The following is a 22,428-nucleotide window of genomic DNA, read 5'->3' as shown; positions in this document are numbered from 1 at the left end:
AAGGCCGGCGGTATCCGCTGCCGGCCTCCCGCCCCAACGCCCTCAAGATGTCAGGGATTATGGCAATGACAAGACAGGAGACAAGCCGGACCGCTGCCAACTACGGCATGCTGCTATCAGGTCTCTCCGCCTGGGCCGTCCTCTCCTACATGCCGCAAACATTCGGCGAGGTCATCTGTCGAACCGGCAGACTGTCCCCCGACGCTGCCGGTGGCCTACCGGAGCTTGCGCTTTCATGGTTGGCCATGATGGTCGCGATGACGGCGCCCGCCGCCTTTCTGGCCCGCGCGCTGAACCGTGAGCGGTTTGCGGGTGGCGAGAAACGGATCGTGACGGATGTGTTCTCGTCGATCCCTATGCTTGTGACCGTCGCGCTTGTAGGTGCATTCGGCGAATGGATGTTTCGATCGGCACGCCTTCTCGACGATAGCGGCCGTTTCATCGCGCCGGTTTTTGTGCCGGCCGTGCTCGCGTGCGCGGTCCTGCTCCTGCTGCGCGATATCATGCGAGGCCGGGTCGCGTGCCGGGCGGCCTGCTGTATCACGATGGTCCTCCTGCAGCTCGCAGGCGGCGTCACGAACATGGTCTGGATGGCGGCATTGTCGGCCTGGATGGCGCTCGAAAGCGTATTCCCCTGGCGGCGTGAGCTCTCCGCGTTCGGCGCAGTCACACTCTGCTTTGCCGCCGGTTTCTCTCTGCTTCAAGGAGGCGGCTGATGCCTCCTCGACCCAATACCTGCCTGCTAAACAAGAGGAGATTTAGATGGGCTTCCTGTCCTACAATCCAACCGATGGCCAATTGATCGGAACCTACGAGGAGCACAGCGACCATGAAGTCGAAGCGATCCTCCAGCGCTCGCATGAGACCTGGAAACAATGGTCCGCCACGTCGCTGCAGGACCGGGCGGCATTCCTGAACCGGCTGGCCGACCGTCTAGAGCAGCGCGTTGACGAATATGCCGCCCTGATCGTCGCGGAAATGGGCAAGCCTTTCGCCGAGGCGCAGGGGGAGATCAAGAAATCCGCCTTTGGCGCAAGGCATTTCGCAAGCGATGGCCTTGCCTATGTCAGTGACGAGCCGATCGCCGGCACGCCGGCCAAGATCGTCTATCAGTCGATCGGCCCGATCTTCGGCATCATGCCGTGGAACCTGCCTTTCTGGCAGGTGTTGCGCTTCTTCATTCCGGCGGCCCTCATCGGCAATACCGTCATCGTCAAGCATGCCGAAACGGTGCAGGGATCCGCAGCGGCAATCGAGAAGCTGATCCTCGATGCCGGCGCGCCGCGGGGCCTCTATTCCAACCTTGTGATCGATCGCAAGCGCGCCCCGGCCGTTATCGCCGATCCCAGGATTGCGGCCGTCACAGTTACCGGCAGCACGGCAGCCGGCCGGGCCGTTGCCGAGCAGGCGGGTTCGCTTGGCAAGAAGGTCGTGCTGGAACTTGGCGGCTCGGATCCCTTCGTCGTCTTCGATGATGCGGATTTCGACAAGGCCGTGCAGATGGCGGTGGTGTCGCGCTATTCGAACAATGCCCAGAGCTGCATCGCCGCCAAGCGGATCTTCGTCCATGCGTCTATCGCCGAGCGTTTCACCGCCGCCTTCGTCGATGCGGTCAAGCGCATTCAGGTCGGCGACCCCATGAAGGCTGAAACAAAGCTTGGGCCGCTTGCCCGTTCCGATATCCGCGACAATGTCCAGAGACAGGTCGACGATGCCGTCAAGGCGGGCGCACAGGTCCTGACCGGCGGCAAGCCGATCGGCGGTCCCGGCTTTTTTTACGAGCCGACCGTTATTGTCGGTCTGCCGAAGAATGCTGCGGTAGCCCGCGAGGAATTCTTCGGCCCGGTCGCCATGCTCTACAGCTTCAAGGACGAGGATGAGGCGGTCGCGCTGGCGAACGACACCGAATACGGTCTCGGTGCGGCCGTATGGAGCGGCAATCCGGACCGCGCCGAGCGCGTCGCGTCTCGGATCGAAGCCGGCGCCGTGTTCATCAATGATTTCGTGCGCTCCGATCCGCGTGCGCCATTTGGCGGCGTCAAGGGCTCGGGTTTCGGGCGGGAATTGGGCGGCCTTGGCGCGCGTGAACTTGCCAATGCCAAGCTCGTCTGGAAGGGCGCATAATCAAAACTGAAGAGGCCAGCCGGATTGGCCGGCTGGCCTCTAGATGGCCGCTTGGAGGATATGACCGGTTGGACTTATTGGGCCGCAGGCTTCAGCGCGGCACGCGCAAGAAACAGGGCGCCCTCGACCGGAGAAACTGTCAGTCTGTGGACCGCGAGCCGGGGATGCTCTTGACGCAGCGCCACCTTGAACGCTTCGAAGAGTCGTGACTGATTGACGATGACGCTTCCCGCGACCACCACGTCATTGCCGGTGGCGCCGCGATTTCTGAGTTGGCCGACAAGTGCGGCAAGATCGGCGGCGCCCTGAGCGATGACCTTTTCTGCAAGCAGCGATCCCCGGTCCGCCGCATCGAAGATGGCAGCGCAGTGCGGCGCCCAGTTCTCGGCCGTCGGGTCGTCATTGACCTTGCGGGTCAGCCGCTCTGCATCCTCGACGTCGAAATCCTGGATCAGGGCGGAGAGCAGTCCGTCATCAGGCCGACCTTCGTCATGCGCCTTGAGCGCCGCGCGTGTCGCCTCGCGCACGAGGGCGGCTGCCCCGCCTTCGTCACCGATCACGCATCCCCAGCCGCCTGCCGACAGCGGCTGTCCGTCAGGATCCGTTCCAACCGCGATCGCGCCTGTGCCGGCGATGACGCCGATGCCGGCCGCAAAGCCGGCAGCGGGCACGATGAGCGCTGCGTCATTGACGGCATGAACGCGGTAGCCGCGATCGAGCAGGGCCGCTTCGAGCGCCCGCGCGGTATCCGCGCGGTTGATGCCTTGCGCACCGAAGGCGATCGAGGCGGCGGCAATATCTGAAGGCAGATTGGCTTTCAGCCGTGCGGCCAGCCAATCGGCGCCATGAGCCGCGGGTTCTGCATCCCAGTCATGGCTGCTGATGACCGTATCGAGGATGCGATCGCCCGCCAGCGTCTCGACGACCAGATGCGTCTTGGTTCCGCCGACATCGAGCGCGACGAGGCATGTTTTGCCAGTCATGGTCAGGCCACCTTGGTGTCGTTGTGGTGGAAGACGAAAGCGTCGGGGTCGAGCCCTCGCGCAACGGCCGTCTCCACTGCAATGGTCTGCATGATGAGCGCCTCAAGGATCGGTCGCTGGGTCACCGACACGCGCGGCAGCGCAATATAGGTCAGCCATTCGTTCGCCTCAGCCTGCACTGGGCCGGCGAGGATCGTATGATGGCCGGCCTTTGTCAGTGTCGTCGCCAGTACTGCCTCCCGCTCGTCGCCGAAGAGAATATGCACGCCCTTTCCGGCCGATTCCATGGCGCCATGAAGATATTGGCGGGTCGACATGCCGGTCGACGGGATGCGGGAAATCTCGCGCAGCAGAAGCGAGCCGACTTCCGCCGAACCGGCGGAAGACGCGATCGCCGCGCAGTCGACATAGGCGGCATTTTCCATGCGCGAAAGAATCGCGCCGATCTGTTGCGAAAGCTCGCTTTCCAACTGGCGGAAGGCGGCCGGAAGATCAGCCCAACTCGGATCGGCTGCGCCGCCATCCCAAGCTTCGGCAATCATGCCGAGGGCTGCGATCGTGGCGGTATAGCCAATCGTCGAGGCATAGCTGTCTGGAATGGCGCCGAGCGATATATTGGTCGACGAGGCGGTGGCGACCGGCGAGCCCTTGGCATTGACCACCGACATGCGAAGGCTGCGGTCGATCGAATCGAGAACCGCAAGCGTCTCGGTGCTCTTGCCGCTCTGCGAGACGGCGATGACGGGATGGCTCGAGGCCGGGAAGGGGACCGGATATTCGCCTCCGTTGAGGCGCCACGAGTGGATGCCGCGCGAACGCAGCGCCCAGACCGCGGCCGAGCAGGCCGCAAAGCTTGCGCCGATGCCCACGAAGATGGGGCCGGGGCCTTTGAATGCCTCGGATGCGGTTGTGACTTCTTTACCGATTTCGGCAATTGCTCTTTCGAGCGCGCTCGCCTGCGAAGCGCGCGCTTCGGCAAGCGAAATATAACCCTTGACCATTCCGGCCTTCTCCCTGGTCCTGAATTCATGCGCCGGCGCAACATATTGCCGGCTGTCGTGCGCCTTGAAAGGCGGCCTCAGCTGCCCGCTTTACCGGTGCGTGAAAAGGAGGTGCGCAGGCGATAGCGGTCGCCGGCATAACGGATCGTCGAGGCCATGACCGGACGTCCATTGCCGTCTTCGACCAACTGGCGCATGGCAAGGATCGGCATGCCCTGTTCGATGCCGAGATGCCGGGCGAGCGTCTTGTCCGCCGCCTGCGCCTCGATTGTCGATTCTGCGCGGGCAAGGTCGAAGCCCGCTCCGCTCAGAAGGCGAAACAGCGACGCCGTCTTGAAGTCGATCGCGGACATGTCGAGCCCGCGGATTGACGGAAAGAACGACTGATCGACTGCCACAGGTACGCCGTCGAGCATCCGGACACGATCGAGATGAAAGACCGGCCCACCGGGTGCGATGCCGAGTTCTTCCGCCTCGTCGAGGCTCGCCGGCGCCTCTTCGGCCCGCAGCACCTCCGATGATGGTGCAAGGCCAAGGCGGGCAGCCGTCTCGCTGAAGGATTCCAGCGTCTGCGGGAATTCCTGATGCGCTTCCGTCGCAATATACCAGCCGCGGCCGTGCGAAGAGACCAGCACGCCGTCCGTCACCAGACTCTGCAAAGCGCGTCGCAGCGTCACGCGGCTGATCGAAAGCCGCGTCAGGAGATCGCGCTCCGGCGGCAACCGGCTTCCCGAGACCAGTTTGCCCGCAGCGATTTCCTTCATGATCGCCTTTGCAGCCTGCTGCCACAACGGTTCCGGAGAATCCGACTGCAAGGGAGCCGCCTGGCCTTCAATTCCGATCATAGGCCCACCGCAACCTTTTCCCACTGCCTGGTTTTCATGGATCGATAGCAGGCATCGATGATCCTGTTGACGATCACACCGTCTTCATAGGTTTCGGACGGGGTTCTGCCGGCCGCAAAACAATCGATGAAATGGCGCATCTGCTGGGAGAAACCATAGGCGCGGGTCTCCTCGGGCACGGGATAGACCCACCCGGTTTCGGCATCCGCCTTTTCGACCGTGTAGCCCACCGGCTTTCCGACGAAGCCCCAGACGGGGCCGACGGAGCTGTCCGTCACGATGCGGCCTTCAGAGCCGACGAGTTCGTGGCGCAACTGCATGCCGCCCTTTTCGATCCAGGACGATTCGATGGTCGCCAACTCTCCGCCTGCAAACTTCAGGAGGGCGATCGCGGCGTCCTCGCCGGTCGTCTTGTCGCCGTGCACCATCGTCGAACCCCAGGCCATGACTTCGGTTACGGGATTATCCTTGCCGAAGAAGTGTCTTGCTGATTCTACAGTGTGGCATCCCATGTCAAGCAAGGCGCCACCGCCCGCCGTTTCGGCGTCCCAGAAATGCGGAGCATGCGGGCCGGAATGGGCTTCGCGGGCGCGCATCGTCAAAAGCCTGCCGATGCCGCCGGCCTTCACCATCTCGTAGGCCTTGGCGGTATTGGGAGAAAAGACCGAGCTTTCGGCATATCCGTGCCAGATACCCGCTTCGATCACCACCTTGAGCATGACTGCCGCCTCGGCCTCCGTGCGGGCGAGCGGCTTGGTGCAGATGACCGCCTTCCCGTGCCTGGCGGCGGTTCTCGTCGCTTCGAGATGGATTTCGTTCGGGAGCGCGATGATCACGATGTCGACGGCCGGATCGGCGCAGAGACCATCCATGTCGGAATGAGCAGTCACGTTCCATTTTTGCGCAAATTCACTAGCGCGGGCGGTGCTGCGGGAAAAGCAGGCGCGCAACTCCGCATTGCGCACATCAAGCAGCGCGTCGGCATAACATTCGCCGATAAACCCCGACCCCAGCAGTCCGACACCAATCATGTTTCATCCCTCGATCTATCGCGATGGATCGCGCCATCCTTTTCGATCGAATACCACATAAGACAAAAACTGGAAATAAAAAATATAACTTGTCACAACTGGTATTGAGAGGTATCGTCCGTCATCAATCCCCGGACGATCCTGTAATGAGCCGGGACGGGAGCAGTTTCAAGCGACGAGAATGGGAGATTATCAAATGCTTTCAAGGCATGAATTGCTGAACGGCGCCTTGGTGTCAGTCGCGGCCCTGATGATGGCCGGCAGTGCGCTGGCAGAAGATGTCACGATCAAGCTCGGCAGCTGGCGGACGGAAGACATTGCTGTCTGGCAAGACAAGATCATACCCGCCTTCGAAGCCAAAAATCCCGGCATCAAAGTCGAGTTCGCGCCGGTCAACACCAATGAATATAACGCAGCAATGCAATCCCAGATTGAGGCTGGCGCCGGCCCGGATCTCCTGACCTGCCGTCCCTTCGACGTCAATCGCGAATGGATCGGTCGCGGTTATTTCGACTCGCTTGCCGATTTCGATGCGATCAAGAATTTCGACGAGACATCGAAAGCCGCCTGGACGGATGCAAAGGGTGCGCCCTATTGCCTGCCCGTCGCCGCGGTGCTCGCCGGCTTCTACTATAATATCGATATTTTCAAGGAACTGGGCCTCGAGGTGCCGAAGACGGCTGATGAGTTCGTCAAGGTGCTGCAGAAGATCAAGGACAGCGGCAAGTACGAACCGCTTGCCTATGGTTCCGCCGAATCCTGGCAGCTCGCCTATAACGGCCTCTACAATATCGGCCCGTCTTACTGGAATGGTGAAGAGGGCCGGCTCGGCCTGATCGATGGTACGAAGAAACTGACCGATCCGGAATTCGTCGAAGCCTTCAAGGCCTTCGCGGCCTGGAAGGCTTTCCTGCCGAAAGGCCAGGCGAGCCTGCAATATGCCGACATGACGCAGCTCTTCACGATCGGTCGCGCGGCGATCCTTCCCGATGGCTCATGGAACATCAATCAGGTGACCTCGACGGGCCTCAATGTCGGCGTCTTCGGCCCGCCGGCGGCCAAGGAGGGTGGTCAGCGCTACCTGCAGGAAATGCCTGACATGGCGATCGGCATCAATGCGGCCAGCAAGCACAAGGATGCCGCAAAGACTTTCCTCGCCTGGCTTGGGACGCCGGAGTTCCAGGAACTCTACGTCAATGCCGCGCCCGGCTTCTTTGCCATGAGCAGCACACCCGTTGCCTATACCAATGCGCTGGCGCAGAAATTCGCCGACCTGAAGACGGGCGCCAAGCTGACCCCGCGCCTGGCGCTGGACCGTCTGAGCGCAGGCAACCCGCCGCTCGATGACGAAATCTGGCGCGTGCTGCAGACGATGATGATCGGTGACGACGTCACACCGGAAAAGGCGGCAGCCGAACTGCAGGCCGGTCTTGCATCCTGGTACGCACCGCAGAAGAAGTAAGAAAGAGCCCCTCGCGTACCGGCTGTACCGGTACGCGAGGCTTCCGATACCCGCCGGCCTACCCGGCGCCGAGACTACGGAGATACCGGGTGACACGTCCTGCGACGGCTCGCTGGAGCCTTTTTCTGTTTGTGCTGCCAGCGCTCGCAATCTATCTCGCCTTCGCCGTTCTGCCGCTCGCGGCATCGATCGTCATGAGCTTCTTCGATACGGATAGCCCCGGTGGTCGCGTGTTCGTGGGGATGGCAAACTACTATTATCTCTTCACGCATCCGGTCACGAGCGCCCGTTTCTGGAACGCGCTCATGAACAATTGCGAATTCTTCCTCATTCACCTGATCGTCGAAGTGCCGATCGGCCTGTTGATGGCCGGGCTTCTGACATCCGGGCTTCTCGGCCGTTCCGAGGGCATCTACCGCACGCTGCTTTTCGTACCGGCCACACTTTCGGTCGTCATCGTCGGCTTCATCTGGCGGCTGATCATCAATCCGCTCTGGGGCCTCGTCGGCTTCCCGCTGCTCGGCAACGAGATGACGGCCCTGCCGACGATCTCGCTGATGTCGGTCTGGCAATATGTCGGCATACCCATGCTCTTTCTCTACAGCGCGCTTCTTGCTGTCCCCGAAGATATCATCGAGGCCGCCCGTCTCGATGGCGCAGGAAACTGGCGGATCTTCTGGAAGATCAAGTTCCCGCTGATCGCTCCGCAGTTCGGCCTGATCGTCATCCTGACCTATATCTGGACCTTCAATGGGTTCGACCTGATCTTTGCGCTGAACGGATCCGCCCCCGGGCCGAACTACAGCACCGATATTCTCGGGACGCTGTTTTACCGAACCTTCTTCGGATCGAGCGGCCAGGTCGCCGATCTCGATCTCGGCGCGACGGTGGCGACGGTCATTTTCGTCATCATTCTTCTCGTGACCGGCGCCTATTTCTGGCTGGTCCAGCGCCGCCTCCAGGCCCATCAGATCTAGTGAGCGGAACAGATGTTATCGTCCAGCAAGGTTAGTTCCACCTTCTACGGCACGAGCCGCCACCGCATGTTGCTCGACCGGCTCATCGTCCACGGGCTGCTCATCTTCTTCGTGCTTCTGGCGCTCGGCCCGATCTGCGTCGTCATTCTGAATTCGTTCAAGACGACACCCGCCATTTTCGGCGGTCCCTTCGACCTGCCGACAGCGGCGACCTTCAGCGTCGACGGCTATATTCGTGTCTTCACCCGTGGCAATTTCTTGCTGAACTATCGCAACAGCCTGATCGTTACGGTCTCGACGATCGTGTTGACTGTGGTCCTTTCGGCGCTCGCCGCCTACGGCCTGACGGAATACCGTCTGAAGATCACGCCAGTGATCGCCGCGCTTTTCGTGGTCGGCATCATGCTGCCGATCCGCCTCGGCACCGTGCCGATCCTGAAGATCATGATCACCTGGGGCCTCGTCGATACGCTGACGGCGCTGATCCTGGTCTATACGGCGATGAGCATACCGATCGCGGTCACCCTGATGATGGCCTATTTCCGCACCGTGCCGACGGAGATCAAGGAAGCGGCGCGCATGGATGGCGCGGGCGAATTCCGAACCTTCCGCATCGTGCTGCCAGTGGTCAAACCTGGCCTTGCTGCAGTCGCGACGCTGACCATGCTGCCGGTCTGGAACGACCTCTGGTTCCCGCTGATCCTGGCGCCTGGCAAGGCCAACCAGACTGTGACGCTCGGTGTTCAGCAGTTTGTCGGTCAGTTTCTCAGCGACTATCCGGCCCTTCTTGCCGCATTGACGCTTGGCGTCGTGCCACTCGTCGCGCTCTACGTGATTTTCTCGCGGCAGTTCATCAGAGGGCTCAGCCAAGGCGTCGGCAAATAGCGAGGCAAATGGCTGATTGTTTGCGGTTACGTATCTGTGACCGCACCTTTTGTCGCTCGTCTCAATCGGCCTCGCACCTGAATGGGCGCAGATCTGCCGAACCGCGGTTTCGCTCGGAAGAAGTGGGGGGCGATTTCAAGATCGGTCCCGGTGGCGCTTGGAATAGGGAAGATCGGGCCGCGGACGAACGTCGGCCCTGAACGGACCACTCGGGTGTGGGCGGTCTGACCGGTTCTGCGTCCTGAACTGCGGCTATCCGCCATTTGCGTGATCTGAGCTCCGGCACACTTCTTTGTCACCGGCCAATCGTTACGAATCGGCGCGCGGCTTGCGTTCCCGACCCAGTTAGACAGCTCGAAACGGCGAGCGGCACATCCTGCCATTTCGATATCTGCCATATGTTCATTCGAACGTCTGTCTTTTTGTCAAGGTTCATCTATGTCGGCAAGATGTGTAAGATCGTGCGAAAATGCACGAAGCCCACCGCGATTTTCCCGAATCTCCCTAATTTTACCGAGCCCGTCGAAGCGTTACTTTGATACGGATGTTCATTTGAACATTAATTGATTGCAATATGAATGTCAGCTGGTAGGGTTCGCGTCGCATTCGGAGCGGGAGGCTCCACGGATCAACATTGGGAGTGAGAGATGAATAAGGCTGCTTGTTATCTATCCGCGGGCCTGCTGAGCCTGTCCTTGAGCGCGCCGGCCATGGCGGCAACCAAGATTCAATGGTGGCATGCGATGGGTGGCGAGAACGGTGCAAAACTGGAGGAGATCGCCAAGGGGTTCAACGCGTCGCAAAGCGACTACGAGATCGTTCCCGTCTTCAAGGGCACCTATGACGAAACCCTGACCGGCGCCATTGCGGCTTTTCGCGCCAACCAGCAGCCGGCGATCGTCCAGGTCTACGAGGTTGGAACAGGAACGATGATGGCCGCGCAAGGCGCGATCTATCCCGTGTATCAGCTCATGAAAGACGAAGGCGAGGCTTGGGACCAGAGCCAGTTCATCGCCCCGGTCGTCGGATACTATTCGGACACGAACGGCAACGTCCTGTCCCTGCCGTTCAATTCTTCGACCCCGATCATGTATTATAACAAGGATATCTTCAAAAAGGCGGGCCTTGATCCGGAAACGCCGCCAAAGACCTGGGCCGATGTCGAGGCATTTTCTCGCAAGATCATGCAGTCCGGTGCGGCCAAATGCGGTTTCACCAGCGCCTGGATCTCCTGGATTCAGACTGAGAACCTCAATGCGCTGCACGACAAGCCCTATTCGACCAAGGCCAACGGCTTTGGCGGCCTCGATGCAGAGTTCACCTTCAACAATGACCTGACGGTGCGTCATTGGGACAATTTGAAGAAGTGGCAGGACGAAGGCCTGTTCAAGTTCGGCGGTCCTGGCGGCGGCGACAATGCCCCGCCGATGTTCTATTCGCAGGAATGCGCCATGTACATGAACTCATCGGCCGGCCGGGCTGGCGTCGTGAACAATGCCAAGGGTTTCGAAGTCGGTTTTGCCCCTCTGCCCTACTATAATGATGTCATCCAGCAGCCTCTGAATTCCATCATCGGCGGCGCCACGCTGTGGACGCTGAAGGGACGGCCAGAGGAAGAATATAAGGGTGTCGCGAAGTTCTACACCTATCTGCAAAAGCCTGAGGTTCAGGCCGACTGGCACCAGTTCTCCGGCTACCTGCCGATCACCGAAGCGGCCTACAAGCTCGGCCAGGATCAAGGCTATTACGCAAAGAACCCTGGTTCGGACATCGGCATCAAGCAGCTGACGCGCGTGACCCCGACGGAGAATTCCAAGGGTATCCGTTTTGGCAATTACGTTCAGGTTCGCGGCATCATCGATGATGAATTCGCTGCCCTTCTGTCAGGCAAGAAGACCGCCAAGGAAGCGCTCGATTCCGTCGTCACACGCGGCAACGAACAGCTGCGCGATTTCCAGTCCGCCAATCAGTAGTCCCTACCGAAGGGCCGGTTCATACCGGCCCTTCGCCCATCAACCCATCGGGACGTGAGGGCTCATGCAAACCAAACGGACTGTCTTTCCGGGCAAGCTTCTCCCTTATCTGCTGATTGCCCCGCAGATCCTTGTGACAATAGTTTTTTTTCTCTGGCCGGCCGCAACCGCGTTCTGGCAGTCATTCCTGCGCCAGGACGCCTTCGGCTTCAAAACGAGCTTCGTATGGTTTGATAACTACCGTCGCCTGTTCGCCGATCCGCTCTATCTCGATGCCTTTGGCCACACGCTGCTCTTCGCCGTTCTGGTGACGGGCTTGTCGACGTCGATCGCCTTGATACTGGCGGCTGCCGCCGGCCGTGTGCTGCGCACCTCGCGCCTTTACTCGACGCTCCTGATCTGGCCCTACGCGGTTGCGCCGGCGATTGCGGGCATCCTCTGGTGGTTCATGTTCAATCCGTCGATCGGCATTGTCGCCTATCTCCTGCGATCGATGGGCGTCAACTGGAACCATCTGATCAATCCCAACGATGCGATGGCGCTCATCGTCATCGCTGCGACCTGGAAACAGATATCCTATAATTTTCTGTTTTTCCTGGCAGCACTCCAATCCGTGCCGCAGTCCCTGCAGGAGGCGGGCGCCATTGACGGCGCGGGTCCCGTCAAGCGCTTCTGGACGATCGTCTTCCCGCTGATCTCGCCTACGACCTTCTATCTCGTCGTGATCAACATCGTCTACGCGATGTTCGACACCTTCGGCATCATCCATGCAACAACGCAAGGCGGTCCCGCGCGAGCGACCGAGATCCTTGTCTACAAAGTCTATTTCGACGGCTTTATCGGACTTAACCTAGGCTCTTCGGCCGCCCAATCCGTGATCCTGATGCTGATTGTCGTCGCCCTGACAGCCATCCAGTTCCGATTCATCGAGCGGCGCGTACAGTACTGAGGATAATGACGATGGTCGAAAATCGCCCCTTCCTAACTCTTCTTGCGCATCTGGTTCTGATCGTCGGCGTCGTCGTCGTGGTCTTCCCGGTCTATGTCGCCTTCATCGCATCGACACACGGGCCTAACGACTTTCTGTCCGGGGTCGTGCCGCTGACGCCGAGCACGCATATGATCGAGAACTATTCCACGATGCTGACGGCCGGCATGACGAATGCCGGCGCGCCGCCCATCGGCCCGATGATGCTCAATTCCCTGATCATGGCGATCGGCGTTGCAGTCGGCAAGATTGCGATCTCGATCCTGTCGGCCTTCGCCATCGTCTATTTCAGGTTCCCCTTCAGGACATTGGCGTTCTGGATGATCTTCATCACCCTGATGTTGCCGGTCGAGGTGCGTATCGTGCCGACCTACAAGGTCGTCGCCGACCTCGGCATGCTCAACAATTATGGCGGGCTGATCGTCCCGCTGATCGCGTCGGCAACAGCGACATTCCTGTTCCGCCAGTTTTTTCTCACCGTACCGGATGAGTTGATGGAAGCGGCGCGGGTCGATGGGGCAGGGCCGATGAAATTCTTCTGGGATATCCTCCTGCCGCTATCGATCACCAATATCGCGGCGCTCTTCATCATCCTCTTTGTACTCGGTTGGAACCAGTATCTCTGGCCACTGATCATCACGACCGATCAGAGCCTTTACACTGTGGTGATGGGAATTCAGCGCATGGCGGCTGTGGCCGATGCCGAGCCGCGTTGGAACCTTGTCATGTCAGCCGTCATCCTGGCAGCACTTCCCCCTGTCCTCGTCATCGTCGCCATGCAGCGCCTTTTCGTTAAGGGCTTGGTCGAAACGGAGAAATAAAAATGGCAGCGATCAATATAATTGACATCAAGAAGAACTATGGTTCGGTCCCCGCGGTCAGAGGTATCGACCTTTCAGTCGCGGACGGCGAATTCATTGTCTTGGTCGGCCCCTCGGGCTGTGGAAAATCAACCTTGTTGCGAATGATAGCAGGCCTTGAAACAGTCAGCGACGGCGAGATCCAGATCGCCGGACGCAATGTCAACAAGGCGGAACCTGCCGAACGGGACATCGCCATGGTCTTCCAGAACTATGCGCTTTATCCACATATGAGTGTGCGCAAGAACCTTGAATACGGTCTGAAGAATCGAGGCACGCCGAGGACCGAGATCGATCGCCGGATTGCCGAGGTTGCCGAGATCCTCGAGATCGGTCCGATGCTCGAGCGCAAACCGCGACAGCTGTCCGGCGGTCAGCGCCAGCGCGTCGCAATGGGACGCGCAATCGTCCGCGAGCCTGCTGCCTTTCTCTTCGACGAACCGCTCTCTAACCTCGATGCCAAGCTGCGTGTACAGATGCGCGTGGAAATTCGCCGTCTACAACGTCGGCTGAAGACCACCAGCATCTATGTCACGCACGATCAGCTGGAGGCCATGACATTGGCCGATCGCCTCGTGGTGATGAATGGCGGTCTCGTCGAACAGGTCGGAACGCCGGTCGACGTCTATGATCGTCCCGCTAGCCTCTTTGTCGCGAGCTTCATCGGTTCGCCGCCGATGAACATTCTGCCACTCGAACTGGTCAGGCGAGCGGACGGCGATGGTCTGCTCACTCTGCCGGATGCGACAGATACGCTCGGTATTCGACCCGATGACATATTCACGGAGAAGCCGAGCGATCCGTCTATCCGTCTCGATGCAATAGTCGAACTCCTTGAGCCGATCGGTGGCGAGAGCCATTTGCACATCCGCCTGGACGAAAGCAATCAGACCGCCATTGTGACCGTTCCGGGAAGACCTGACTTTAGCGAAGCCGCCAAAATCCCGGTTTATATTCGCGTTGCATCCATCCATCCCTTCAATCGCCAGACAGGCAGGCGAACGGACGATCTCTGACTCGAAGCCGCGCAAGCACGACTTCGACAATACTGAACTTTATTTTGAGAAGTGAACATGATCACACAGCATATATTGGCTTCGGACTTGGCCAAAAATGAAATCCAGGCTCATCGCGGCGCATCCGCTGTCGCGCCCGAAAACACGATCGCCGGATTCAAGGCGGCGGCCGACCAGGGCGCAGAGTGGGTCGAACTGGATGTGGCGCTTCTTGGCGACGGAACCGCCGTCGTCATTCATGACGTAACGGTCGATCGCTGCTCCTCTTCGAAAGGACACCTCAAGCATATGACAGCCGCCGATCTCTCCGGGATCGATGCAGGCTCGTGGTTCGGCGAGGAATTCAAGGGAGAAAAGATCCCGCTGCTTGCCGATGTCGTACCGGAACTGGGCCGCCTTGGTCTCAACATCAATGTCGAAATCAAGCAGCATCCGCATCAGACGTCGCTCGAGCAGCTGACGAGAACGGTCCACGAGCATCTCCAAAGTCGCGCAGCGCATACGCAAGTGATGATCTCGAGCTTCGATCCTGACGCATTGCGGGCGATGCATAAGCTGGATGCGAACTATGATCTTGCCATGCTCTGGAGCAAGCTTCCCGAGGACTGGGTGGACCGACTTGCCGCTGTGCCGGCGCAGACCATTCATCTCCATTACAAATCGCTGAGCATCGGATTCCTGGAAGAGGCCGCAACTCGCGGCATCAAAGTTCGCGCATGGACATGCAACGACCCCCGCTTGCTGACGTCCTTCTGGCCGGCAGGGCTGACAGGTGTGATAACCGATGATCCGAGCCTCTTTCTAAAGTAGGGACAGCCGATGGCGCAGCGCATGATCTCGGCGCGACAGCGTGAAATCCTGGCGTTGATCGAGAGTGAAGGGACCCAGTTTATCGAGGAGCTTGCGCGTCGATACGACCTGACGACGCAGACGATACGCCGCGACATCAATACGCTGTGCGACCTTGGTTTTGCACGGCGATTTCACGGTGGAGTGGATCTCCCGATCGAGGGCAGCAATATCTCGCTCAATGCACGAGCGCAGTTGAACAAGCGCGCCAAACGGGCGATCGCCAGGCGCCTGGCCAGTGATATCGGTCCGGATTCGACCGTCTTTCTCGGGGTCGGCAGCACCGTTCAGTTCGTGGCCGAGGCGCTGCGCGACCACAAGGGGCTGACCGTCGTGACCAACAATATCCATGTGGCGCTTACGCTCTGCGACGCGCCGAGCGTCGAAGTGCATTTGACGGGCGGCTTGCTACGTCACGACGACCGCGACGTGGTTGGCGCTGACGTCATCAAGTTTATCGAGAAATTCTACGCCAATTATGCGGTCTTTGGCGCCGGTGCATTGAGTGTGACTAACGGTATCATGGATTTCAGTTACGGTGAGGCGCAGATAACCAATGCTCTGATCGAGAATTCGCAGACGCGCTTTCTCGCGGCCGACGTCAGCAAATGGGAGCGCACGGCGGCTGTTCGCGTCGCTCCATTCAAACAACTCAACCGCTTCTACACGGATCGCTTGCCGGGCGAACCGCAGATCCGGCAAGCGCTTGCCGCAAGCGGCGTCGAAATCGTCACAAGCGGCGAGGAAAATTGATGACATTTGTTGATCGAACTCCATCTGCTGACGAGCTTCGGGGTGTGCGTTACCTCTTCACCGATATTGACGACACGCTGACGACCGACGGACAGTTGCTCCCGGAGACCTATCAGGTGCTTTGGGATCTGAACGATGCCGGTATAGCGGTTATTCCGGTCACTGGCGGTTCTGCCGGTTGGTGTGAGCACATTGTTCGCGCCTGGCCCGTCAAGGCGGTCATAGGCGAAAGCGGCGCCTATGCAGTTTTCCGCCGAGGGCGCGATGTGGTCTTCGACTATTGGGAGGGACAGGCGGTCCAGACCGAGCGTCAACGGCGCCATCTCCAAACGGTCGTCGACATTATCGCAAGTGAGGGCTTGGGCTTTCAGATTGCACATGATCAAGCCTTTCGGCTGGCGGACGTCGCCGTCGATATCGTTGGCCATCCACCGGCCGAGGTGGACCGCTTGGCGGCTTGTCTGCGTGACCGTGGGGCAACGGTCGCCATCAGTTCGATCCATATCAACACATGGATCGGCAATTACGACAAACGCTCGATGAGCGAACGCCTCTTGATCGAGGAATTTGGCCTCAGCCCGCAAGCAGTTCCGCTGGCGACGGCTTTTGTCGGCGATTCCCGCAACGATGCACCGATGTTCGGCTACATCGACAATTCTTTCGGCGTGAACAATGTCCTGGCGATTTTGCCGCAGCTCTCACATGCCCCTCGGTGGATTTCGACCCGGCCGGCCGGCCTCGGCTTTGCCGATATCGGGGAGACCATTCTTGCAGCAGCCAAGCATAGAGAGGCTTAGCGCTGGTGCCAGCCGTTAGGATGGTATCGGTTCCGCTACTGGACCTCGAGAGATTGCCGAGGGAACAGCCGGCGTCCTCACGTCCAGGAGGTAGGTCGTGCGAGCGGGATCGGCAGCCCAGGTCCTTGCTGTTGCGATATCGATTTCGGGGGAATGATCACCGCTGCTCAAGATGCCGATCTGCCGGCGCGCAAATTCGACCGCCGTCTCGACGGCCTCTCCGTAACTGCGCGTGTTGCCTTCCTCATGACTGAGGCCGACTGCGGTCCAGGCGCACAAACAAGCCTCAATAGCAGAGTGTACGCAACATCCCTTCAAAATTAGGCTTGCTTTCACAGCTTGGCGCTTGGGGAAGGTGTGATGCGTGACGGTTTTGAGGGCGCACCGCTCGGGACACCGTGGGTGGCTCGGTCGAACAGCCCGAACAGACAATCGCAATCAGGGGCAGGAGCAGAAACAATTTCACTTCTGAATCCTCTTAGCCGCAGCGCGCCATCTAGGTCGTGCTCCAGGCCTCCTGAACCCCTCAACGCTCGCGACCAGGGACGAGGAGACGTCTTACGAGGCGAACGAACGCATTGTTGCGAGAATTCGGGCCTGCTTGCCAACTTCATCGCGACAAGCGACAGCATAGACTGAGTTTCCACAATCGAAAATCAAATTGAGCATGTACTAAAGGACGCCGCGAGACAGGGCCTGCAGGCTCGTCTCGTCATTGCGATGTGATATCCGGTAGACTTCTATCGATTCCACTAGCGATTGAATCAGAAATACCATGGACCTTCGCGGGCGCTCACAGCCGCTTGAAGGAGTTCAGGATAAAGCACCCGATTTTTGCTCTTGTGGTGCACAGGCTTCAAGGGCGATTTCAATTGGATGAAGCTTGACGGTGCGCTCGATGCAGAGGGGCAGCCTATCCACGAGGATGGCGTGGCCGCCCGGCCTCTATTTCGCCGGGCTGGATTTCGCCTCTATCCGCAAGTCAGGCATAATATTGGTGACCGCCGAGGAGGCACCCCGCCTTGTGGACCGCATCGCAGGACCTTCGTGACAGCCCCCATCGCTAAGCGGCAAAGCGTTCACGGCTGCCGGCATCGGCTACCGACGTTGGACTGGACCTATTGCCCGCCCAGTTTCCAACTGTCCCCCGACGGGCAGGCTACGCCATTGAAGCGCGTCATGCCGTCGAGCGATTGCCGGCTGGTTACAAAACGGCGACATCCGTCCGGTCCATCGGTACTGGCATCGATCTGTTCGATAACCCCCGCGCTGCCTGTCGACGGGTTGGCCCAGGCAAGCGCGTTTGCGCCGACAGGACTGCGACCGACAGTATCTGCGATCACTGCTTGATCCGTCAAAGGCGCCTCGTGCGGGATTGCTGACTGGGCGAGGGGCGTCTCAAGAGGCTCGATATGTGAGCATGCCGTCAAAGCTGCAATGCTCATGGCCGTGATGAAGTGCTTCGAGTTCATCGGCTGCATAAAGCCTTTCGCCTTTTATATTTCAAGTTACCAAGCGTTCACATTCTGGGGAGACCCGATTGCGGCCGATGAAATTTATCATCGGTCGGCGACGAACAGGGAGATCCACCGTCGCCGATTTAATCACTCTTCGAAGCAAAAGGTTCCGTTGCGCAGGACGGTCCTGCCGTGCGAATCGCGCTGTCAATCGTCTGAAACTCGTGCCAGCGCCTGCGTGTCGATGTATTCCCTGATGGCCGCCACTTTCCCGTTCTCGACGGTAATTGTGACCCAGTCATTCATGAGCGGCTTGTTTGTGGCGTTGACACCTGAGTGTCCGTGATGGCGTTCCCGGGAACGATCCACTGGATGTCTTCGGCCGCCAGCAACCCTTCCTTGTCGCCGCTGCTCATTGGATTCTCCGGCTTCTCTTGGGTCTGCGAAAACGAGATCAGTTGAATTTGACCAAGTCCTTGAAGATCAGATGACCCCATTTATTCCCGCGCGCCTGCACGAGCAGTCCGCCTTCGGAAAGTCGGCCGAGGTTGATCGGCGCAAAACCGAGATTTTCCGCAAGCGTGCCGATCTGCTTTGACGCGTCCTCGTCGTCGCTCGCCAGGAACACAACCCTCTTGCCGCCGTGGATATCCGGATCTTGTTCAAGGATCCCGGCGACCAGATGGTTGAACCCTTTGACCACCTTGGCGCCTGCAAACGCGTTCGCAATTACTCTAGCGGAAGGCTGCTCTCCCAGTATCTCAAGGGGCAACCCATAGGCATTGGTAACGTCGACGATGATCTTCCCTTTCCAGTCCGACAGCGCCTTTGCGACATCGGGGTGAGCCTCGAAACGGACAGCCAGAAAGATGACGTCCGCCTTGATTGCGTCCGTCACTGTCTTCGGCCTGATCCCAGGCCCAATCGCAGCGGCCTCAGATCCAAAGCTTTCCGGGTCGCGAGTGGTGGCAACGGATACTTCAATGCCGCTTCGGGCGAACGCCTTGGCGAGAGCCTGGCCGATCTTGCCGAAGCCAATGATTGCATAGGTCATAATCTTCTCCCTTGGTTCATGAATTCCCAGGCGCCCCGCTCGTTTTTCGAAGGCGCAAGCAGGCTAAGCGTCAGAGCTGGGCGAGGCCGCCATCAACGGCGACTTCGCTGGCGGTCATGAAGCTACTGTCCGACGACGCGAGGAAAGCGGCCACAGCTGCGATTTCTGACGGATCCGCCATGCGCTGGAGCGGGGTGATCGACGCGAAAGCCTTCTGCCCTTCCTCGCCAAGTGCATCCTTCGCGAGTTCGGTCGCCGTTGCACCGGGCGAGAGCACGTTGACACGGATGCCTGTGCCCTTCAGGTCCTCGGCCCAAGTCCGGGCGAGGTTGCGCACCGCCGCCTTGCTGGCACTGTAGGCGGTGAATGCCGGGGCCCCCGTGGTGCCTGCGCTCGATCCGGTCAGTATGATTGACCCTCCTTGTCCCATGAGCGGAAGCGCTTTCTGCACCGTGAAGATCGTGCCCTTCACATTGGTGTCGAAGGTGTCGTCGATATGCTCTGCGGTGATTTTGCCAAGAGGAAGCGGACTTCCCGCTCCGGCGTTGGCAAAGACGATGTCGAGTTTGCCGCGCTCGGCCTTCACTGCAGCATAAAGACGATCCAGGTCCGCCTCGTCGGAGACCGAGCCTTGCACAGAGCGGGCATTTGGCCCTAGATCGGCCAGGGCCGCGTCAAGCGCTTCCTGCCTGCGACCAAAGATGAAGACGAAGGCGCCTTCCTCGATGAAGCGCTTCGCCGCGGCACGGCCGATGCCAGTGGCACCACCGGTGATAATGGCAGTCTTTCCGTTTAGTCTGTTCATGTTGTGCATCCTTCGTTGTGTTCCGCGGGTATGGTTGGCTTGCCAAACCCTGAGAACACCAACATAGGGCCACCGGATTCGGGGTATCAGTGTGCAAGCACGCACAAGGGTGGTGCAAAAACGATCCGCCTCGATTGGCTAGCCGATTTGCTTTCTAAGCGTGAAGCGGTAGTTTGGATTGGAGAACAGCTTGGAGGGCGCACCGCTGCGGTGCCGGAATGCACCATGATTGACTGGGATGACGTTCGCTATTTTCTTGCCGTGGCGCGAGCCGGATCAGTCCGGGCGGCTGCCCTGGTTCTCGGCGTGAACCATTCCACTGTCCTTCGGCGTATCGGCCAGCTTGAGGAGCGTCTTGGAGCGCGGATGTTCGAGAAGCTGCCTTCCGGTTATCACATATCGGCGGCGGGGGAAGAGGTACGCGAGCTCGCGGAGCAGATGGAAGCCTCGTCGCATCAGTTGGAGACCCGCGTCCTCGGTCGCGACCAAAGCGTGCGCGGGCTACTGCGGGTGACGCTGGCCCCGACACTTGCGACACACCTCCTCATGCCTGATTTCGCTGACTTCGCGCGCTCGCATCCGGACATCGAGATGGACATCATGTCATCCGGCGACCTGGCGAACCTGACAAACCGAGAGGCCGACGTCGCGATCCGCGTCGTTTATGACCGCAAGACTCTGCCGCCCAATCTTCACGGCCTGAAGGGGCCGGATGTGTTCGGCGCAATCTATATGTCTCGCGATCTGCTGCCCGCATGGAATGCCGGCAGGCCCGATCCTGTCCGGTGGATCGTCATAAGTGCTCACGGTATTCCCGAATGGGTCCGCCATGGTGAGACCCGTAGTTCAGGCGTGCCGTTCAGGGTCACGGATGCCGAGGCGCAGATCGTCGCGGTGCAGCAGGGGCTGGGAATGACGACTCTGCCTTGCTTCGTCGGAGATGCCGATCCAACGCTGGTGAGGGTACCTGGAACTGAGCTGCGCATGTACGGCACGCTCTGGCTTCTCACGCAGGGTGAGACACGCAAGACGAAGCGTGTGCGGCTCTTCACCGAGTTCGCCGCTCGCAAGCTTGCCGAGCACGCGTCACTTCTGGCGGGATCGGGTTAGGTGTCACCATCGCTTCGACCTGAAGCAGATATGGCCCGCCGGACGATCCATGGCGGGCGCCCATCGCTCAATGAAGTACGGCAACCGCGGCCACACCAGCTTCATTAGCGGCCCGGAGGATCGCGCTTCTTAGCTCCCAGCTACTGGCTTTTCCGGTCATCACGTCGACACACGCTTTCACCGCAGATAAAAACTCCTCGCCATCGTCCGATGGCCAGTCTTTCAGCAAAGCGTTGGCAGCCTCCTGCACGGTCCGAACGATCAGCCGTCGGCCGGGATCTTTGAAGATGAGGATGACTTGATCAAATTCGGTAGAGGTGTCGAATTTCATGACGCAATACCCCACGGCGATACGATCGGCCAACACGTTTTGAGCGAGAGAGTTAATCGTATGGTTGCAAATTGTCGCGTGAAAAACGCGTGACAGCGCAATTGAGCCGAAGTGTCTGGTCGGACTGGGCGGAGAATTTAGTGCACGATTGTATCCCGGTTCGCTCGTCAATGCCTCGACAGACCTTTGAGTGGTGGCAAGTGGGTGCCGGGGTGCACGTCGGTGCGACGTGCACAGCTGTGCGAGACCAGCTCGCGTGGATGACTGTGAAAACTCGTCGGACCGGAAGTGGAAAGTGCCTGGAATTCGACGCCGGTACGTGCCGAATTTGAAATATGGCCCGAAGAGAGGGTAGATGTCCTTCTTCTTCAGGGGTCGCGCCGATATTGCCTCTGACCGATACTTCCCCTCTGGGTCAATGAGATCCAGCATTACCAGCATATTCGCCATAAAGTCGGAGATCGATGCAATCGACTTTATTCGGGTGTTGGTTGACTCGGAATAATAACGTCACTTTTGTAGAGGTCGCGACTGGTGCCGGAACCTGCCGGCAGGCGGAACACCGCCTCGTTGACGAGCCGGTCCGGTGTCTCCTTTCCGGGCGTGGCGCGATCACGCGCGCGTGGAGCAAGGTGCCGTATTTCAAAGCAATCGCAGACAGGCAGTTCTGCTACCGAAGGCCGTTTCCGTTCCTGATGGTGCAAAATGCGTCGACATCATTGCGATCGGACGCACTCCAGCCGCCGTCCGATTGTGGTAGGGTTGATAAGCAACCCGTGCGACTGGTGGATCGCAATCAACCGAATCCCGAAGGCAGCCCCAAGTGAGAACCGCAATCGTCAGCCTTGTTTCTGCGACGATGTTGTTGAGCAGCGGGGACGAAGCCGACGCTCGCCGGAAGGATCGGGATGACAATCGCCCACGCAAAACCTGCGAACAAATGCAGGATCGCTTGTCGCGAACGACAGGCGGCAAGAGACCCGGTGATGAAGTAGAGAAAAAAACGAAAATCCTAAAGCGGATGCAGAAGCGCGGCTGCTCCTAGTCATTGCGACCGGTATGCGCGCGGCTGTTTCGGTGACTGCCTTGAGCTTCACTCCCAGTCAGACAGGGCGATGTGACGAAAT

21 protein-coding genes and 2 pseudogenes are annotated in these 22,428 nt (G+C 59.4%); 14 read left to right on the top strand and 9 right to left on the bottom strand.

The window, feature by feature from the left end:
- Positions 1 to 65 precede the first annotated feature (65 nt).
- Together LVY75_07030 and LVY75_07025 are read left to right on the top strand one after the other, a co-directional pair.
- Positions 66 to 716: a DUF2182 domain-containing protein gene (locus tag LVY75_07030; protein XAZ19890.1), complete on the top strand. Its 651-nt coding sequence runs from the start codon at positions 66 to 68 to the stop codon at positions 714 to 716.
- 46 nt (positions 717 to 762) lie between these two features.
- Positions 763 to 2,124: an NAD-dependent succinate-semialdehyde dehydrogenase gene (locus LVY75_07025; GenBank protein XAZ19889.1), complete on the top strand. Its 1,362-nt coding sequence runs from the start codon at positions 763 to 765 to the stop codon at positions 2,122 to 2,124.
- 74 nt (positions 2,125 to 2,198) lie between these two features.
- Here LVY75_07025 and LVY75_07020 read toward each other — a convergent pair whose 3' ends face one another.
- The 4 genes from LVY75_07020 to LVY75_07005 all read right to left on the bottom strand — a co-directional run bounded on the left by LVY75_07020 (position 2,199) and on the right by LVY75_07005 (position 5,984).
- A complete protein-coding gene (locus tag LVY75_07020) occupies positions 2,199 to 3,107 on the bottom strand; it encodes a hypothetical protein (protein ID XAZ19888.1) in 909 nt (302 codons plus the stop codon).
- A 2-nt stretch (positions 3,108 to 3,109) separates the two neighbouring features.
- On the bottom strand, positions 3,110 to 4,108 hold the full coding sequence (locus tag LVY75_07015) for a hypothetical protein (protein ID XAZ19887.1): 999 nt from the start codon (positions 4,106 to 4,108) through the stop codon (positions 3,110 to 3,112).
- 77 nt (positions 4,109 to 4,185) lie between these two features.
- Entirely contained in the window at positions 4,186 to 4,953 is a 768-nt protein-coding gene (locus LVY75_07010) for a GntR family transcriptional regulator (GenBank protein XAZ19886.1), read from the bottom strand.
- Positions 4,950 to 5,984: a Gfo/Idh/MocA family oxidoreductase gene (locus LVY75_07005; GenBank protein XAZ19885.1), complete on the bottom strand. Its 1,035-nt coding sequence runs from the start codon at positions 5,982 to 5,984 to the stop codon at positions 4,950 to 4,952. The genes LVY75_07010 and LVY75_07005 overlap by 4 nt, the downstream gene beginning before the upstream one ends.
- A 196-nt stretch (positions 5,985 to 6,180) precedes the next feature.
- Between LVY75_07005 and LVY75_07000 the strand changes: the two genes are divergently transcribed.
- From LVY75_07000 to LVY75_06955, 10 genes are all read left to right on the top strand, one after another.
- The gene (locus LVY75_07000) at positions 6,181 to 7,446 is read left to right on the top strand and encodes an ABC transporter substrate-binding protein (GenBank protein ID XAZ19884.1); all 1,266 of its coding nucleotides are present in this window, start codon (positions 6,181 to 6,183) and stop codon (positions 7,444 to 7,446) included.
- A gap of 89 nt (positions 7,447 to 7,535) precedes the next feature.
- Positions 7,536 to 8,423: a sugar ABC transporter permease gene (locus LVY75_06995; protein ID XAZ19883.1), complete on the top strand. Its 888-nt coding sequence runs from the start codon at positions 7,536 to 7,538 to the stop codon at positions 8,421 to 8,423.
- Between the two features lie 12 nt (positions 8,424 to 8,435).
- A complete protein-coding gene (locus LVY75_06990; GenBank protein ID XAZ19882.1) occupies positions 8,436 to 9,308 on the top strand; it encodes a carbohydrate ABC transporter permease in 873 nt (290 codons plus the stop codon).
- Positions 9,309 to 9,955: 647 nt separating this feature from the next.
- A complete protein-coding gene (gene ugpB, locus LVY75_06985; protein ID XAZ19881.1) occupies positions 9,956 to 11,281 on the top strand; it encodes a sn-glycerol-3-phosphate ABC transporter substrate-binding protein UgpB in 1,326 nt (441 codons plus the stop codon).
- A 64-nt stretch (positions 11,282 to 11,345) separates the two neighbouring features.
- Positions 11,346 to 12,230: a sn-glycerol-3-phosphate ABC transporter permease UgpA gene (gene ugpA, locus LVY75_06980; protein XAZ19880.1), complete on the top strand. Its 885-nt coding sequence runs from the start codon at positions 11,346 to 11,348 to the stop codon at positions 12,228 to 12,230.
- 11 nt (positions 12,231 to 12,241) lie between these two features.
- Positions 12,242 to 13,090, top strand: a complete 849-nt coding sequence (gene ugpE, locus LVY75_06975; GenBank protein ID XAZ19879.1) for a sn-glycerol-3-phosphate ABC transporter permease UgpE — start codon at positions 12,242 to 12,244, stop codon at positions 13,088 to 13,090.
- Between the two features lie 2 nt (positions 13,091 to 13,092).
- Entirely contained in the window at positions 13,093 to 14,145 is a 1,053-nt protein-coding gene (locus LVY75_06970; GenBank protein XAZ19878.1) for a sn-glycerol-3-phosphate import ATP-binding protein UgpC, read from the top strand.
- Positions 14,146 to 14,232: 87 nt separating this feature from the next.
- The gene (locus tag LVY75_06965; protein XAZ19877.1) at positions 14,233 to 14,955 is read left to right on the top strand and encodes a glycerophosphoryl diester phosphodiesterase; all 723 of its coding nucleotides are present in this window, start codon (positions 14,233 to 14,235) and stop codon (positions 14,953 to 14,955) included.
- A gap of 9 nt (positions 14,956 to 14,964) precedes the next feature.
- Positions 14,965 to 15,747: a DeoR/GlpR family DNA-binding transcription regulator gene (locus LVY75_06960; protein ID XAZ19876.1), complete on the top strand. Its 783-nt coding sequence runs from the start codon at positions 14,965 to 14,967 to the stop codon at positions 15,745 to 15,747.
- The gene (locus tag LVY75_06955) at positions 15,747 to 16,544 is read left to right on the top strand and encodes an HAD-IIB family hydrolase (protein ID XAZ19875.1); all 798 of its coding nucleotides are present in this window, start codon (positions 15,747 to 15,749) and stop codon (positions 16,542 to 16,544) included. Before LVY75_06960 ends, LVY75_06955 begins: the two co-directional genes overlap by 1 nt.
- A gap of 1,118 nt (positions 16,545 to 17,662) precedes the next feature.
- On the opposite strand, the gene LVY75_06950 is transcribed toward LVY75_06955, so the two are convergent.
- The 4 genes and pseudogenes from LVY75_06950 to LVY75_06935 all read right to left on the bottom strand — a co-directional run bounded on the left by LVY75_06950 (position 17,663) and on the right by LVY75_06935 (position 19,860).
- The gene (locus tag LVY75_06950) at positions 17,663 to 17,887 is read right to left on the bottom strand and encodes a hypothetical protein (GenBank protein XAZ19874.1); all 225 of its coding nucleotides are present in this window, start codon (positions 17,885 to 17,887) and stop codon (positions 17,663 to 17,665) included.
- Positions 17,888 to 18,208: 321 nt separating this feature from the next.
- A pseudogene (locus tag LVY75_06945) lies at positions 18,209 to 18,417 on the bottom strand (hypothetical protein).
- Positions 18,418 to 18,455: 38 nt separating this feature from the next.
- Positions 18,456 to 19,055: an NADPH-dependent F420 reductase gene (locus tag LVY75_06940; protein XAZ19873.1), complete on the bottom strand. Its 600-nt coding sequence runs from the start codon at positions 19,053 to 19,055 to the stop codon at positions 18,456 to 18,458.
- 70 nt (positions 19,056 to 19,125) lie between these two features.
- Entirely contained in the window at positions 19,126 to 19,860 is a 735-nt protein-coding gene (locus tag LVY75_06935; protein ID XAZ19872.1) for an SDR family oxidoreductase, read from the bottom strand.
- A 225-nt stretch (positions 19,861 to 20,085) separates the two neighbouring features.
- Here LVY75_06935 and LVY75_06930 point away from each other — a divergent pair, with 225 nt between their 5' ends.
- Positions 20,086 to 20,970: a LysR family transcriptional regulator gene (locus tag LVY75_06930; GenBank protein XAZ19871.1), complete on the top strand. Its 885-nt coding sequence runs from the start codon at positions 20,086 to 20,088 to the stop codon at positions 20,968 to 20,970.
- Positions 20,971 to 21,037: 67 nt separating this feature from the next.
- Here the strand turns inward: LVY75_06930 and LVY75_06925 are convergent, their stop codons facing one another.
- On the bottom strand, positions 21,038 to 21,301 hold the full coding sequence (locus LVY75_06925) for a DUF982 domain-containing protein (protein ID XAZ19870.1): 264 nt from the start codon (positions 21,299 to 21,301) through the stop codon (positions 21,038 to 21,040).
- 622 nt (positions 21,302 to 21,923) lie between these two features.
- On the opposite strand from LVY75_06925, the pseudogene LVY75_06920 reads away from it, so the two are divergent.
- Positions 21,924 to 22,037 (top strand): annotated as a pseudogene (locus tag LVY75_06920) (AbrB/MazE/SpoVT family DNA-binding domain-containing protein).
- Positions 22,038 to 22,428: the final 391 nt, after the last annotated feature.

This window comes from Sinorhizobium sp. B11 (assembly GCA_039725955.1).
Lineage (GTDB): Bacteria > Pseudomonadota > Alphaproteobacteria > Rhizobiales > Rhizobiaceae > Rhizobium.
Note: the sequence above shows the minus strand (reverse complement) of the source record. Positions and strands in the feature narration are given on the sequence as shown.